Annotated in this window: 12 protein-coding genes; 8 read left to right on the top strand and 4 right to left on the bottom strand. The window is 56.2% G+C overall.

What is annotated here, in order from left to right; genetic code table 11:
• The first annotated feature begins 2 nt into the window (after positions 1 to 2).
• Complete coding sequence (locus ROZ00_14020; protein MDT3737341.1) at positions 3 to 2567, top strand: DNA topoisomerase III; 2565 nt, start codon at positions 3 to 5, stop codon at positions 2565 to 2567.
• 4 nt (positions 2568 to 2571) lie between these two features.
• Here ROZ00_14020 and ROZ00_14015 read toward each other — a convergent pair whose 3' ends face one another.
• From ROZ00_14015 to dnaA, 4 genes are all read right to left on the bottom strand, one after another.
• A complete protein-coding gene (locus ROZ00_14015) occupies positions 2572 to 3213 on the bottom strand; it encodes an MBL fold metallo-hydrolase (protein MDT3737340.1) in 642 nt (213 codons plus the stop codon).
• Positions 3210 to 5645: a DNA topoisomerase (ATP-hydrolyzing) subunit B gene (gene gyrB, locus ROZ00_14010; protein ID MDT3737339.1), complete on the bottom strand. Its 2436-nt coding sequence runs from the start codon at positions 5643 to 5645 to the stop codon at positions 3210 to 3212. The genes ROZ00_14015 and gyrB overlap by 4 nt, the downstream gene beginning before the upstream one ends.
• A gap of 23 nt (positions 5646 to 5668) precedes the next feature.
• A complete protein-coding gene (gene dnaN / locus ROZ00_14005) occupies positions 5669 to 6775 on the bottom strand; it encodes a DNA polymerase III subunit beta (GenBank protein MDT3737338.1) in 1107 nt (368 codons plus the stop codon).
• Positions 6776 to 6965: 190 nt separating this feature from the next.
• Positions 6966 to 8381, bottom strand: coding sequence for a chromosomal replication initiator protein DnaA (dnaA, locus tag ROZ00_14000; GenBank protein ID MDT3737337.1), 1416 nt, complete (start codon positions 8379 to 8381; stop codon positions 6966 to 6968).
• Between the two features lie 219 nt (positions 8382 to 8600).
• Between dnaA and rpmH the strand changes: the two genes are divergently transcribed.
• From rpmH to ROZ00_13965, 7 genes are all read left to right on the top strand, one after another.
• The gene (gene rpmH, locus ROZ00_13995) at positions 8601 to 8735 is read left to right on the top strand and encodes a 50S ribosomal protein L34 (protein ID MDT3737336.1); all 135 of its coding nucleotides are present in this window, start codon (positions 8601 to 8603) and stop codon (positions 8733 to 8735) included.
• A complete protein-coding gene (rnpA, locus tag ROZ00_13990) occupies positions 8674 to 9093 on the top strand; it encodes a ribonuclease P protein component (GenBank protein ID MDT3737335.1) in 420 nt (139 codons plus the stop codon). Before rpmH ends, rnpA begins: the two co-directional genes overlap by 62 nt.
• A complete protein-coding gene (gene yidD / locus ROZ00_13985; protein ID MDT3737334.1) occupies positions 9090 to 9299 on the top strand; it encodes a membrane protein insertion efficiency factor YidD in 210 nt (69 codons plus the stop codon). The genes rnpA and yidD overlap by 4 nt, the downstream gene beginning before the upstream one ends.
• Positions 9300 to 9323: 24 nt before the next feature.
• The gene (gene yidC / locus ROZ00_13980; protein MDT3737333.1) at positions 9324 to 10985 is read left to right on the top strand and encodes a membrane protein insertase YidC; all 1662 of its coding nucleotides are present in this window, start codon (positions 9324 to 9326) and stop codon (positions 10983 to 10985) included.
• The gene (gene mnmE, locus ROZ00_13975) at positions 10963 to 12312 is read left to right on the top strand and encodes a tRNA uridine-5-carboxymethylaminomethyl(34) synthesis GTPase MnmE (protein MDT3737332.1); all 1350 of its coding nucleotides are present in this window, start codon (positions 10963 to 10965) and stop codon (positions 12310 to 12312) included. Before yidC ends, mnmE begins: the two co-directional genes overlap by 23 nt.
• A 24-nt stretch (positions 12313 to 12336) precedes the next feature.
• Entirely contained in the window at positions 12337 to 13107 is a 771-nt protein-coding gene (locus tag ROZ00_13970; GenBank protein ID MDT3737331.1) for a TSUP family transporter, read from the top strand.
• A 183-nt stretch (positions 13108 to 13290) separates the two neighbouring features.
• A complete protein-coding gene (locus ROZ00_13965) occupies positions 13291 to 14460 on the top strand; it encodes an ABC transporter substrate-binding protein (GenBank protein ID MDT3737330.1) in 1170 nt (389 codons plus the stop codon).

Raw genomic sequence — 14460 nt, 5'->3', positions numbered from 1 at the left:
GCATGAGCAAACAACTGATCATTGCTGAGAAGCCCTCCGTTGCCCAAGACATCGCCAAGGCGCTGGGCGGCTTCACCAAGCAGGGCGAATACTTCGAGAGCGACGATTACGTTCTGTCGTCGGCCATCGGCCATCTGCTTGAACTGACCGTGCCGGAGGAATACGAGGTCAAGCGCGGCAAATGGTCGTTCGCGCACCTTCCCGTGATTCCGCCGCACTTTGCACTCAATCCGATCGAAAAGACCGAAGACCGCCTCAAGCTGCTGGCACGCCTGATCAAGCGCAAGGATGTCGGCGGCCTCATCAATGCCTGCGACGCGGGACGCGAGGGCGAACTGATCTTCCGCTATCTGGTGCAGCACGCCAAGACCGACAAGCCGATCCGCCGCCTCTGGCTGCAGTCGATGACCCAGAGCGCCATTCGCGAAGGTTTCGCCCACCTGCGCAGCGACAAGGAAATGCGGCCGCTGGCAGATGCCGCGCGCTGCCGCTCCGAGGCCGACTGGCTGATCGGCATCAACGGCACACGCGCCATGACGGCCTTCAACTCCCAGGAAGGCGGATTCCACAAAACGCCTGTCGGCCGCGTGCAGACGCCGACGCTGGCCATACTTGTCGAACGGGAAGAGCGCATCCGTGCCTTCCGGCCGCGCGACTATTGGGAAGTGGAGGCGGAATTTGCCGCCGTTGCCGGCACCTACCGCGGCCGCTGGTTCGACGACAATTTCGCCAAACCTGAGGACGAGCACGCCAAGCCGGAACGCCTGTGGGACGCCAAGCGCGCCGAGGCCCTGCGCAAGAAGTGCCTCGGAAAGCACGGTACGGTGGAAGAGGAGAGCAAGCCGACGACACAGCTGTCGCCGCTGCTATTCGACCTGACCTCACTGCAGCGCGAAGCCAACGGCCGTTTCGGCTTTTCCGCCAAGACCACCCTGGCACTAGCGCAGGCGCTTTATGAAAGGCACAAAGCGCTGACCTATCCGCGTACCGACTCGCGCTACCTGCCGGAAGACTACATCCCCACGGTCAAGGAAACACTGAAAAGCTTTTCCGGCACGCCTTATGCCGTCTTCGCCGGCCAGATCCTGAAGGGCGGCTGGGCGCATCCAAACAAGCGCATCTTCAACAACGCCAAGGTGTCTGACCACTTCGCCATCATCCCGACCGGAACGACGCCGAAGAATCTTTCGGACGCCGAGCAGAAGCTTTATGAGCTCGTCACCAAGCGTTTCCTGTCCATCTTCTTCCCGCCAGCGGAATACAACGTGACGACGCGCATCACCCGCGTCGAAGGCGAAGCCTTCAAGACGGAAGGCAAGGTACTGGTCGCCCCCGGCTGGCTCGCCATCTACGGCAAGGAAGCCCAGGGGGAAGACGAGACCCCAAGCCTGGCGCCGATCAAGCCGAAAGAGCGCGTCTGGGCCAACGATGTCGAGGTCAAGGCGAACCAGACCAAACCGCCGGCGCGCTTCACCGAAGCAACGCTGCTCACGGCGATGGAAGGCGCCGGCAAGCTGATCGAGGAGGAGGAGTTGCGCGAAGCCATGTCGGCGCGCGGACTCGGCACGCCGGCCACGCGGGCGGCCACCATCGAGGGGCTCATCCAGGAAGAATACGTGCACCGCAACGGCCGCGAACTGCAGCCGACGGCCAAGGCGTTTTCATTGATGGTCGCCCTGTCGACGCTGGGTATCGACGAACTGCATTCGCCAGAGCTCACCGGCCACTGGGAATACAAGCTGAAGCAGATGGAGCAGGGCGAGCTAGAGCGCAACGAATTCATGGACCACATCGTCGAGCAGACGCGCGAGATGGTGGATCGCATCAAGCACGGCGAGATTCCGGAGGAGGTTTTCAGCACGCTCTCCAGCCCCTGCCCGAAGTGCGGCGGCGTAATGCAGGAGAACTACAAGAAGTTCCAGTGCAAGAAGTGCGACTACTCTCTATGGAAGGTCGTCGCCGGCCGCCAGTACGAGCCGGAAGAAGTCGACGAGTTGCTTTCCAAGCGTGTTGTCGGCCCGCTGCAGGGATTCCGCAGCAAGATGGGGCGTCCGTTCGCTGCCATGATCCGACTCAACGCGGAGCACCAGCCCGAGTTCGACTTCGGCCAGGGCAGTTCAGGCGACGGCGAGGCGGAAACGGTGGACTTCAGCGGCCAGGAGCCGCTCGGCAAATGCCCGAAGTGCGGCGGCGGGGTCTACGAGCACGGCATGGCCTATGTCTGCGAGAAAGCCGTCGGCTCCGCCAAGACCTGCGATTTTCGCTCCGGCAAGATCATCCTTCAGCAGCCGGTGGAACGCGAGCAGATGGCCAAGCTGCTTGCAGGAGGCCGCACCGACCTGCTCAAGGGCTTCATTTCGAACAAGACGCGTCGCAAGTTCTCCGCCTACCTGGTCAGGGGAAGCGACGGCAAGGTTGGCTTCGAGTTCGAGCCGCGCGCACCGAAGGTCGGGGCGAAGAAAACCGCCGAGGAGGCGCCCAAGGCGCCGGCCAAGGCCGCGAAGACGCCCAGGGCCAAGGCCCCGGCAAAAGCGCCGGCCAAGAAGAAAACCGCGAAGAAGTCCTAAGGCTTCAGACGAAATCGCCGACGAAGGGATTGCTCTCCCGTTCATCGCCGAAAGTCGACAGGGGTCCGTGTCCCGGGATGAAGGTCACGTCGTTACCGAGCGGCCACAGCTTTTCCCGGATGGAGCGAATCAGCGTGTCGTAATCACCGCGCGGGAAATCCGTCCGTCCGATCGAGCCCTGAAACAGCACGTCGCCGACCACGGCGATCTTCGCTGCCCGATTGAAGAAGACGACATGCCCCGGCGTATGGCCGGGCGTATGGAGCACCTCCAGCGCCACCTGCCCGAAGGTCACGACATCGCCGTCTTCCAGCCAGCGATCCGGAACAAAGGCCTCGGCGCGCGGAAAACCGAACATCTGGCTTTGCTGCGGCAACTGATCTATCCAGAACGACTCCTCGCGCTGCGGCCCTTCGACGGGCACGCCAAGCCGGCGCTTGAGTTCTGCCGTTCCCCCGGCATGGTCGATATGGCCGTGAGTGAGAAGAATCTTCTCCACACCGAGCCCAAAGCGGGCCACGGCCGCCTGGATCACATCGAGGTCGCCGCCTGGATCGACCACCGCTGCCTTCTTGGTCTGCTCGCACCACAACAGCGAGCAGTTCTGCTGGAACGGCGTGACGGGAATGACGCGGAACTGCATCAGACGTCGATGTTGCGCGCGTACAGCGCATTGCCCTCGATGAAGGCGCGGCGCGGCTCGACGTTGTCGCCCATGAGGGTGGTGAATATCTCGTCGGCGGCGATGGCATCGTCGATCTGCACCTTGAGCAGGCGCCGCGTCGACGGATCCATCGTCGTTTCCCACAGCTGCTCAGGGTTCATCTCGCCCAAGCCCTTGTAGCGCTGCTTGGAGAGGCCGCGCTCTACTTCCGCCAGCAGCCATTCCATGGCATCGGCAAAACCCTTGACCGCCTGAGATTTCTCGCCGCGGCGCATCACGGCGTTATTGCCGATGAGGCCTGACACCAGTTGCGAGGTATGGCGAATCTGCTGATAGTCGCCCGAGAGAAGAAACTCCTCGTCGATCACACCGGTCTTCAGGTTGCCGTGAAGGATCTTCTCGAGAATCAGCTGCCAGCGTTCCGTCTTGTCGTCGAAGCGCGCTTCGACCTTGACCGCAGCCGGCAAATGAGCGGACAGGCGTTCGGCAGAAGTACGGGCGGCAGACTCGTCGGCCAGGTCTATCGCAATGCCGTGAGCCAGCAGGACATGCAGGACCTCACCGTCGATGAAGCTGCCCAGACGGGAAATCACCGCCTCGGCCAGCAAATAGGACCGTGCCAGTTCTGCCAGTGCTTCACCGCGTATCGCCTCGGCGCCTGCCTGCGGCACCAGTTCGGCTCCATCTAGCGCAAGGCCGAGAAGGTGCTGGTTGAGTTCGTGATCGTCCTTGATGTAGCGCTCGCTCTTGCCGTGCTTGATCTTGTAAAGCGGCGGCTGGGCGATATAGATGTGGCCGCGCTCGACCAGTTCCGGCATCTGGCGATAGAAGAAAGTCAGCAGCAGCGTGCGGATGTGCGCACCATCGACGTCCGCATCGGTCATGATGATGATGCGGTGGTAGCGGAGCTTCTCCGGCTTGTAGTCATCGCCCTTGCCAATGCCCGTGCCGAGCGCCGTGATCAGGGTGGCAATCTCCTGCGAGGACAGCAGCTTGTCGAAACGCGCCTTCTCGACGTTAAGTATCTTGCCTTTGAGCGGCAGGATGGCCTGGAACTTCCGGTCGCGGCCCTGCTTGGCGGAGCCGCCCGCTGAATCGCCCTCTACCAGGTACAACTCGCACAGGGAAGGGTCCTTTTCCTGACAGTCGGCAAGCTTGCCGGGCAGCCCGATGCCATCGAGTACGCCCTTGCGCCGCGTCATCTCCCGCGCCTTGCGCGCCGCTTCGCGCGCGCGTGCCGCATCGATGATCTTGCCGGTGATGATTTTGGCATCGGCCGGCTTTTCGAGCAGGAATTCTGCCAGCTTCTGACCGACGATCTCCTCGACCACTGGACGCACCTCGGAGGAAACCAGCTTTTCCTTGGTCTGCGACGAAAACTTCGGCTCGGGTACCTTGACGGATAGCACGCAGGCGAGCCCCTCGCGCATGTCGTCTCCGGTAGTCTCGACCTTGGCCTTCTTTGCCAGTTCGTTGTCCTCGATATATTTGTTTACAACACGGGTCATCGCAGCGCGCAAACCGGTCAGATGGGTGCCGCCGTCCTTCTGTGGAATGTTGTTTGTGAAGCAGAGCACCTGCTCCTGGTAGGAGTCATTCCATTGCATGGAAACTTCCACCGTGATCCCATCTTTCTGTCCGCTCGCATGGAAGATGTTGCCGTGCAGGACAGTCTTGGTCCGATTGATGTACTCGACAAATCCCTTCACGCCACCCGAATAGGCGAAGTTCTCCTCCTTGGCACTGCGTTGGTCGATCAGGCGAATCTTGACGCCGTTATTGAGGAAGGACAGTTCGCGAAGCCGCTTGGCCAAAATGTCGTAGTGGTATTCGATATTGCCGAATGTGGCTATGGAAGCGAGGAAATGAACTTCGGTTCCGCGCCTTTCTGTAGTACCGACAGCCTTGAGCGGTTCGACAGCAACGCCGTCACGGAACTCCATCGTATGCTTTTTGCCGTCGCGGCGAATGGTCAGACGTAGCCACTCTGAGAGTGCATTCACCACTGAAACACCAACGCCATGCAGCCCGCCGGAAACCTTGTAGGAATTGGAATCGAATTTGCCACCGGCATGCAGTTCGGTCATGACGATTTCCGCGGCCGATCGTCTTTCCTCGTCATCTTCCTTTAGATCGGTCGGGATTCCGCGACCGTTGTCGGAAACCGAAATTGAATTGTCCGTATGGATGGTTACAACGATATCATCACAATGGCCGGCCAACGCTTCGTCGATGGCGTTATCAACCACTTCAAACACCATATGATGCAAGCCTGTTCCATCAGAGGTGTCTCCAATGTACATACCCGGCCGCTTTCTGACGGCTTCCAAGCCCTTGAGAATTTTAATGCTGGAAGAGTCGTAACTGCCGTTGCTATCCTGGCGGGTGCTTTCGTCCTGACTGTTTTCGGACATTAATTACATACTCCTAAGGAGCTTCAGATGCGCATCGGCATTACGACATATTTGAAGCTGTCGTTGCCGGGCAGGGTGATAAGGGCGCTTGAATTCGCATCGGCCAATCGGATCTCGACATGCTCACTGGAAACATTGTTGAGCACATCGAGGAGATATGTGACATTGAAGCCTATATCCAGTGCCTCTGCATCATAGGCTATCTCGAGTTCTTCCTGAGCTTCCTCCTGATCGGCATTGCTGCTGATGATCTTTAGGCTCCCTGGCGCCAGTACTACCCGGACACCGCGAAATTTTTCATTAGTAAGAATGGCAGCACGGTGCAACGACTGGAGAAGCGTTGTCCTCGATATCGTAATGACCTTGTTGTGGTTCTGTGGAATGACGCGCTCATAATCCGGAAATTTGCCATCGATCAGCTTAGAGACCAGTTCGATGTCGCCGAAGCGGAATACCGCTTGGTTGGGAGAAAGGCGAATTTCCAAGGAATCGTCATTATCCGCCAACAAGCGGGACAGCTCGATAATTGTCTTGCGGGGCAGTATGACTTCTGTGCGCGTCTGGGATTCGGATAAATGTTCGCTGGCGTAGGCGAGACGATGCCCATCCGTCGAAACCACGCGCAGTTCATTACCTGTCACTACTAAAAGCAGCCCGTTGAGGTAGTACCGGATATCCTGCTGAGCCATGGCATATTGGACAAGCCCTATCAGGCGCTTGAACTGCTTTTGGGTCAGCTGCAGGCAGACCTGTTCGCTATCGGTCTGAGCCATGCGCGGATAGTCCTCTGCAGGCAGTGTCTGCAGGTTGAAGCGGCTTTTGCCAGCGCGTACCTGCATGCGCTTGTCCGTCAGTTCCAGACTCACTTCCGCGCTATCCGGCAGTGAGCGAAGGATATCTTGAAGTTTTCTCGCTCCAACGGTAATCGCGGATTTTTCCGTACCTGCCGCACCGGCGGTATGCGTTCGGATCTGAATCTCGATATCAGTCGCCAGCAAGGTCAGTTGATCGCCGCTTTTCTCGATCAAGACATTGGACAGGATCGGCAGGGTGTGACGTTTCTCGACGATGCCGCAAACCGATTGAAGCGGCATGAGGATATTGTCACGCTGGGTTTTAATAAGGAGCATATATAAATCTCCAACTAGTTATTAGTACACCGGCCATTTCTGTTGAAAATGACTAAAATTCTAAATAAATCATATTGTTGTTAAGTTGATAAAGATATGGATAAAGGATATGGGGTCTGTGTGGGAAATGTTGATGAAAATTATCCACAAGGTCCTTTTGGTAGTTATCCACAAATCATCATCAAGTTATTCAGCCTTTAAGAACCTGGGTTAGTACCAAAAGATCATGATTGATCGAAGTATCCTTAAGGCGCAGGTCAGATATGGTGCGACAGGCGTGCAGAACAGTTGTGTGGTCGCGTCCGCCGAATGCTTCACCGATGGCAGGCAGGCTTGCTGGCGTAAGTTCCTTGGCCAGCCACATGGCGATTTGGCGTGGGCGGGCAACTATACGTGTCCGTTTTTTTGAATGCATATCTGAGACTTTTATCTTGTAGTACTCCGCCACAGTTTTCTGAATCGATTCGAAAGTAATCTGGCGATTGTGTGCGTTCAGAAGGTCTTTAAGGGCTTCCTTGGCAACTTCCAGATTGATTTCCCGACCATGAAAGCGGGCAAATGCCAGAACTTTTTTCAATGCTCCTTCCAATTCCCGCACATTCGAACGCAAATGCTTGGCAATCAAGAATGCAACATCCTCATTTACATCGATGCGCTCTGCTTCGGCTTTCTTTTTCAGAATCGCTACGCGCATTTCCAGTTCCGGTGGTTCAATGGCCACCGTCAGTCCCCAATCAAATCTTGATATCAGCCGGTCTTCAAGCCCAGTGATGTCCTTGGGATAAGTATCGCAAGTAATGACAATCTGTTTCTTTGCTTCAATTAGCGCGTTGAAAGCATAAAAAAATTCTTCTTGCGTACGGTTTTTGTTGTTGAAGAATTGGATATCGTCAATGAGCAGCAGATCGAGAGAACGGTAGTAGCGTTTAAAGACATCAAACGATTTCTGTTGGTAGGCACGTACGACGTCTGCATAATAGTCTTCGGCATGGACGTAACGAATCACCTTATCGGGGTTCTGTCGATAGACTTCATTGCCGAGAGCATGAATCAGATGGGTTTTGCCGAGACCGACACCACCATATACGAATAGGGGGTTGTAAGAAATTCCCGGATTTAGCGCCACCTGATACGCTGCAGCGCGGGCAAGATCGTTGGCACGACCGGTTACTAAAGTGTCGAAAGTGAAGGTAGAGTTGAGTCTTGTCTTTTCATAAGCCGAATCGGAACCATTTGGTTGGAAGACCGGAATGGGAGTGGACGTAATACCGACGGTTTCATTTTTGGTGGTAACTGCAAGCGGCGGGACATCCTGTCTTTCGATCTCTGAGGGTTCCGGTAAATTGATGGAAATCTGAACGGGTTCGGCAAAGAACTGTTTGGCCAGATCCTCGAGGCGGCGCAAATAACGCTCACGCACCCACTGCAATACGAAACGATTGGGGGCAACAAGCTTCAGGCTCTGGTTGGATTCATCACCATTCTCGAGGCGCAGCGCCTTGATCCAGGTATTGAATTGCTGGGGAGGGAGTTCCTGCTCAAGTTGCCGAAGACAGGATGACCAAAAAGCATTCATTCTCAGAGATCCGCCAACATGCCGCAGCATGGTGAACGTCGGTTAATTGCGTACAAAATAATTATTTGATTATTATAGTTATTTTTATGTAAACCGCTAACCTGAATTGGGTCCTGCGATAAACTCCAAGTGGCGAATTCTAGCGCTATTCCGCAAGAGTTATCCACAGGCGGTCAAAAAAAATGGTCTTGACAAATCAATGAAGAAAAGATGAAATCGCGTGTTCTTCATTTTGCATAGACGGCAGCCATGAAACGCACATACCAACCTTCCGTAATCCGGCGTAAACGTACCCATGGTTTCCTCGTTCGCATGCGTACGCGTGGGGGACGCGCTGTTATTCGTGCCCGTCGCGCCAAAGGACGCGCTCGCCTCGGCGTCTGAAACGGCGGTGGCGGGTGTCGATCTAGGCTTCCGCGGCGAACATCGGCTACGTAAAACGGATGAGTTCTCATCCGTTTTTGCTTTTCGCAAGACCCTTCGCGGCAAGCATTTCGATTTGCTTCATCGACCGAATTCGGCTGCTACAGCAAGGATCGGCTTGGTGATCGCAAAAAAGTTTGTTCGCTCTTCCGTGAATCGCAATTTGATCCGTCGCATTGTGCGAGAATCCTTCCGTCTGTCCCGTTCGAAACTGCCGCAAAGCGATATCGTCGTTCGTGTTTCGGTACGCATGGATACGCCCAATAGGTATGCCTTGCGTGCCGAGATCGATGAGTTGTTTGCTCGCCTGACCCGATGAACAAGTTGCTGGTCCTGCTAGTGCGCATTTACCGACTGGCAATTAGCCCGCTGATTGGCCGGAATTGCCGGTTTCACCCGAGTTGTTCGGAATATGCCCTTGAAGCCCTTGAAAAACATGGTGGGTTCAAAGGATCCTGGCTTGCTGCGAAACGCATATCACGTTGCCACCCGTGGAGTCCGGGCGGATACGATCCTGTACCTTGAACAAATAATTACAAGAGCCGATTGATGGACAATCAACGCCTGATCCTCCTGCTAGTCTTCATTTTTTCTCTCTTCATGCTATGGGATGGCTGGCAGAGGCAGAACCAGCCGACAGCAGCAACCAAGGCGCAATCGGTGCAACAGACGGCCTCACAAGTCCCCGGTGCTGCCCCCACGCCCAGCACCCCCCTGTCAGCGGCGCCAACATCCCCATCCAGTGTTTCTGCCCCTGAACAGGCAACAGTTTCGGAGACTGGCACCAAGACCTTGGTGAAGACGGATATTTACCTTGCCGAGATTTCCTCTGTGGGGGGAGATCTGGTGCGTCTGGAACTTACCCAACACAAGGCCACCGAGGATAAAACCAAGCACTTTGTCCTGATGGAAATATCCAAGGATCGTACCTATGTCGCACAAACCGGACTGATTGGAGAGGGCTTGCCCAACCACAAGACCGAATTCAGGCTGGTACCCGGTGTCCAGGAACTGAAACCCGGTTCCGACAAGCTCGAAATCAGGCTGGAAGCACCGGAAGCGAACGGCCTCAAAGTTGCCAAAATTTACACCTTTCATCGTGGCAGCTACCAGATCGATGTCGGCTACGAGATTGCCAATCAGCGCCAGGCACCGCTGGCCGCCCATGCTTACTACCAGCTCACGCGCGATGGAAGGGTGCCGGAAGCCAGCATGACCAATATCGCCACCTTTACCGGGCCGGCGATCTATACGGATGAGGGCAAGTTCCAGAAAGTGGGATTTGCCGATGTCGACAAGGGCAAAGCCAAGTTTGTGCAAAAGGCCAAGGATGGCTGGCTGGCCATGGTGCAGCATTATTTCGTCGCTGGCTGGACACCACAAGGCAGTGACGAACGTGAATTCTTCGTGCGCAAGGTCGCTGACAATTTGTTCTCAGCCGGAATCATTATGCCGGTTGCAACGGTTGCAGCCGGTCAGATTATCCGGATAGGCGTGCCGCTCTATGCCGGCCCGCAAGAACAGGCCAAGCTGGAAAAGGTCGCTCCGGGTTTCGACCTGGTGGTCGACTATGGCTGGCTGACGGTGATTGCCTCCCCCATCTATTGGCTTCTTGAACTGATCCACCGTTTCGTCGGCAACTGGGGCTGGTCGATCATCCTGCTGACGGTGCTGATCAAGGCGCTGTTCTTCCCGCTCTCGGCCGCGAGCTACCGGTCCATGGCAAAAATGAAGGTGGTTACACCCAAGTTAATGAAAATTAAAGAACAATTTGCCTCTGATCGTAATCGCATGAACCAGGAGATGATGGAACTCTACCGCAAGGAAAAGATAAATCCTTTAGGTGGTTGCCTGCCCATCATGGTGCAAATTCCAGTCTTTATTGCCCTCTATTGGGTGTTGCTTGGCAGTGTCGAGATGCGCCATGCCCCGTGGATGCTGTGGATACAGGACTTATCGACCATGGACCCCTACTATGTGCTGCCGATCATTATGGGTGTTTCGATGGTCATTCAGACCAAGCTGAACCCGACGCCGCCCGATCCGATCCAGGCGAAAGTCATGATGGCCATGCCGATCGTGTTTACCTTCATGTTCCTCTGGTTCCCGTCCGGCTTGGTGCTGTACTGGATAACCAACAACATCCTTTCGATTGCCCAGCAGTGGCAGATCACGCGCCTGATCGAGGGTGGCAAGCAGAAAGCAAGCTGATCTGATTGCTGCCGTTGCCACCGCGCCCGGTCGCGGTGGCATCGGTATCGTACGCTTGTCCGGACCCGAACTTGCACCGCTGGCCTGCCTTCTGACCGGATTTCTTCCGCAACCCCGTGTCGCCACTCTTGCCCGTTTTCTCGATGCGGCGGGAGACGAGATTGACGAGGGCATCGCTCTCTACTTTCCCGCCCCCCATTCATATACAGGGGAAGACGTGCTTGAACTGCAGGGCCATGGCGGACCGATGGTGATGCAGTTGCTGCTGCAACGTTGCCTTGAATTGGGTGCGCGCCTGGCGGAGCCCGGTGAATTTACCCGGCGTGCCTATCTCAATGAAAAACTGGATCTGGCGCAAGCTGAAGCTGTGGCCGATTTGATCGAGGCGACTACTGCGGCCGCGGCCCGTTCCGCAGTGAGGTCGCTCAGTGGCGAGTTTTCGCGGAAGACGCATGAGATAGTGGAACGACTCATTGCCTTGCGAATGCTGGTTGAGGCTACTCTCGACTTCCCCGAGGAAGAAATCGATGCCTTGCGCAAGCCCGATGTGACGGGAAAACTGGACTGCCTGACTGAGGATGTCCGGAGGCTGTTGGGGGGGGCGCGTCAGGGCAGTCTGCTTCGAAACGGTCTGCATATTGTCCTGGCGGGCCAACCCAATGTAGGCAAGTCCAGCCTGCTCAACCGACTGGCAGGTGAGGATCGTGCCATCGTGACGGCCTTCCCGGGTACGACTAGGGATGCGCTGCGAGAGACAATTCAGGTAAGCGGCATACCCCTGCATATCGTTGACACCGCTGGTTTGCGGGAGGCGGAGGATGAGGTCGAGCGCCTTGGCATTGACCGAAGCTGGAGGGAAATTGAGCGGGCAGACGTGGTGCTGCATCTGCTTGATGCCCGGACCGGCATGACGCCAGCTGATCTGATGATCGCATCGCGGTTGCCGGCAGGCGTCGAACAAATCCAGCTATTCAATAAATCCGATTTGGTAGAACACCCTTGCGGGCGCGAGATATTGAATGATCGAGTGACCCTTTGGCTTTCTGCGAAGACCGGGGAGGGAATGGGGGCGCTTGAGCAGGAATTGTTACGGATCGCCGGGTGGCAAGCGGGCGCCGAGGATGTTTTTCTGGCTCGAGAGCGGCACCTCCAGGCGATCCAAAATGCCTTGACCCGCCTGCTCGCCGCCCAAGCCCAATGGGATCATCTGGAGCTATTTGCAGAGGAATTGCGTTTGGCGCAAGAGGCACTGGACAGGATTACCGGGGAATTCACGCCAGATGACTTGCTCGGAGAGATCTTCTCCCGGTTCTGCATAGGCAAGTAAGACGGAGAAGGCGGATTGTTCCACGTGGAACCGATCGACCTCATGTTGTTGTGCGCCGCCGCATTCACTGCCGGCCTCATTGACGCTGTTGTTGGGGGAGGTGGTCTGATCCAAATCCCCGCGCTTTTCAGTGTCATGCCTCAAGCGCCACCGGCCACAATTTTCGGAACCAACAAACTGGCCAGCATTCTCGGTACTGCCAGTGCCGCCCTGCGTTACGCGCGCCGTATCGAGGTGCCTTGGCGGGCAGCCCTGCCGGCGGCCCTGTCGGCATTCGTTCTGTCCTATTTCGGTGCCATGACTGTCGCACTGCTGCCCAAAGAGTGGCTGCGTCCGCTGGTCCTGGTTCTGCTGATAGGGGTTACCGCATACACCTATGCGAAAAAAAATCTGGGAGCGGTAGACCAATATCGTACGCACGGCAGGCGTGACATGTTGCTGGCGGTATTCTTTGGTGGCGTAATCGGCTTTTATGATGGATTTTTCGGTCCGGGCACGGGAAGCTTTTTGATCTTCATGTTCGTTCGTTTCTTCGGCCTGGATTTTTTGCGTGCTTCGGTTTCTGCCAAGATCGTCAATGCCGCCACCAATTTGGCTGCGCTGTTGTTCTTCGGGGCAAATGCGCACGTTCTGCTGGTTACGGGCATGGCCATGGCTGTTTTCAATATTGGTGGATCGCTGTTTGGGTCACATCTGGCAATACGCCATGGCGTCGGATTTGTCAGGCGTGTCTTTCTTGGTGTGGCAGGGGTGTTTATCCTTAAATTTGCCTGGGACACCTTTAAAGAACTCTAATCTGCCGGAATTAATGATTCAGCAATAGACATGCATACATTATTTCTTGTATCATGTGAAAAGCGCGCCAATTATTTGAACGGTAAACAAAATATTTTCTGGCGTGTGGCGCAAAGATATTTTGCGTACCTAAACTTAACTTGTATGATTGTCATAAGGCGCCTATCCACTAAAGCGCCGCCATTGTTTTCGTTAGAGGAGGAGTCAATGAGGATGAAATCCCTTGTTGCCGCGCTGCTTTCAGCTGGTGCGGTCACGATTGCCCATGCCGATATCACCGTTGGCGTACTGGTTTCCGCGACGGGACCTGCCGCTTCGTTGGGCATTCCCGAGAAGAATACGTTTGCCCTGATGCCGGCTACCATCGCCGGCGAGAAAGTGAAATACATCGTTCTTGACGATGCTTCGGATACCACGACGGCAGTCAAGAACACCCGCAAGCTGCTCAGCGAAGACAAGGTGGACGTGATCATCGGGTCGACCATTACGCCGAACTCCCTGGCGATGGTCGATGTGGTGGCGGAAGCAGAAACGCCGATGATTTCGATGGCCGCTTCCGCGCGCATCGTTGAGCCGGTGGACGCCAAGCGGCGCTGGGTATTCAAGACGCCGCAGAATGATGTGCAGATGTCCACCGCCATCACCGAACACATGGGCAACAACGGCGTGAAGACGGTGGCCTTCATCGGCTTTTCCGACGCCTACGGCGAAGGCTGGTGGCAGGAGTTCAGCAAGATCGCCGAGATACGCAAGATGAAGATGGTGGCGAACGAGCGTTTCAACCGCGCCGATACCTCCGTGACCGGCCAGATCCTCAAGATCATGTCGACCAACCCGGACGCCATCCTGATTGCCGGCTCCGGCACGCCAGCCGCGCTGCCGCAGAAGACGCTGAAGGAGAAGGGCTACAAGGGCAAGATCTACCAGACGCACGGCGTTGCCAACAATGATTTTCTGCGCGTCTGCGGCAAGGATTGCGAGGGTACTTTCCTGCCTGCCGGCCCGGTGCTGGTGGCTGCGCAATTGCCGGATTCGAACCCTGTGAAGAAATCCGCCCTCGAATATATCGGCAAGTACGAGAAGGCGCATGGCCCCGGAAGCGTGTCCACCTTCGGCGCACACGCCTGGGATGCCGGTCTGCTGCTGGCCAACGCCGTCCCCGCCGCGCTGAAGAAAGGCAAGCCAGGCAGCAAGGAATTCCGCGCCGGCCTGCGCGATGCGCTGGAAGCCACCAAGAATCTTTATGCCGCTCATGGTGTGTTCAATATGACGCCAACCGACCATCTCGGTCTCGATCAGCGGGCGCGCGTGATGGTCAAGATCGTAGGTGGCAAGTGGGTGGTGCAGAAGTAA

It is taken from the genome of Denitratisoma sp. (assembly GCA_032027165.1).
Classification (GTDB): Bacteria; Pseudomonadota; Gammaproteobacteria; order Burkholderiales; family Rhodocyclaceae; genus Desulfobacillus.
Note: the sequence above shows the minus strand (reverse complement) of the source record. Positions and strands in the feature narration are given on the sequence as shown.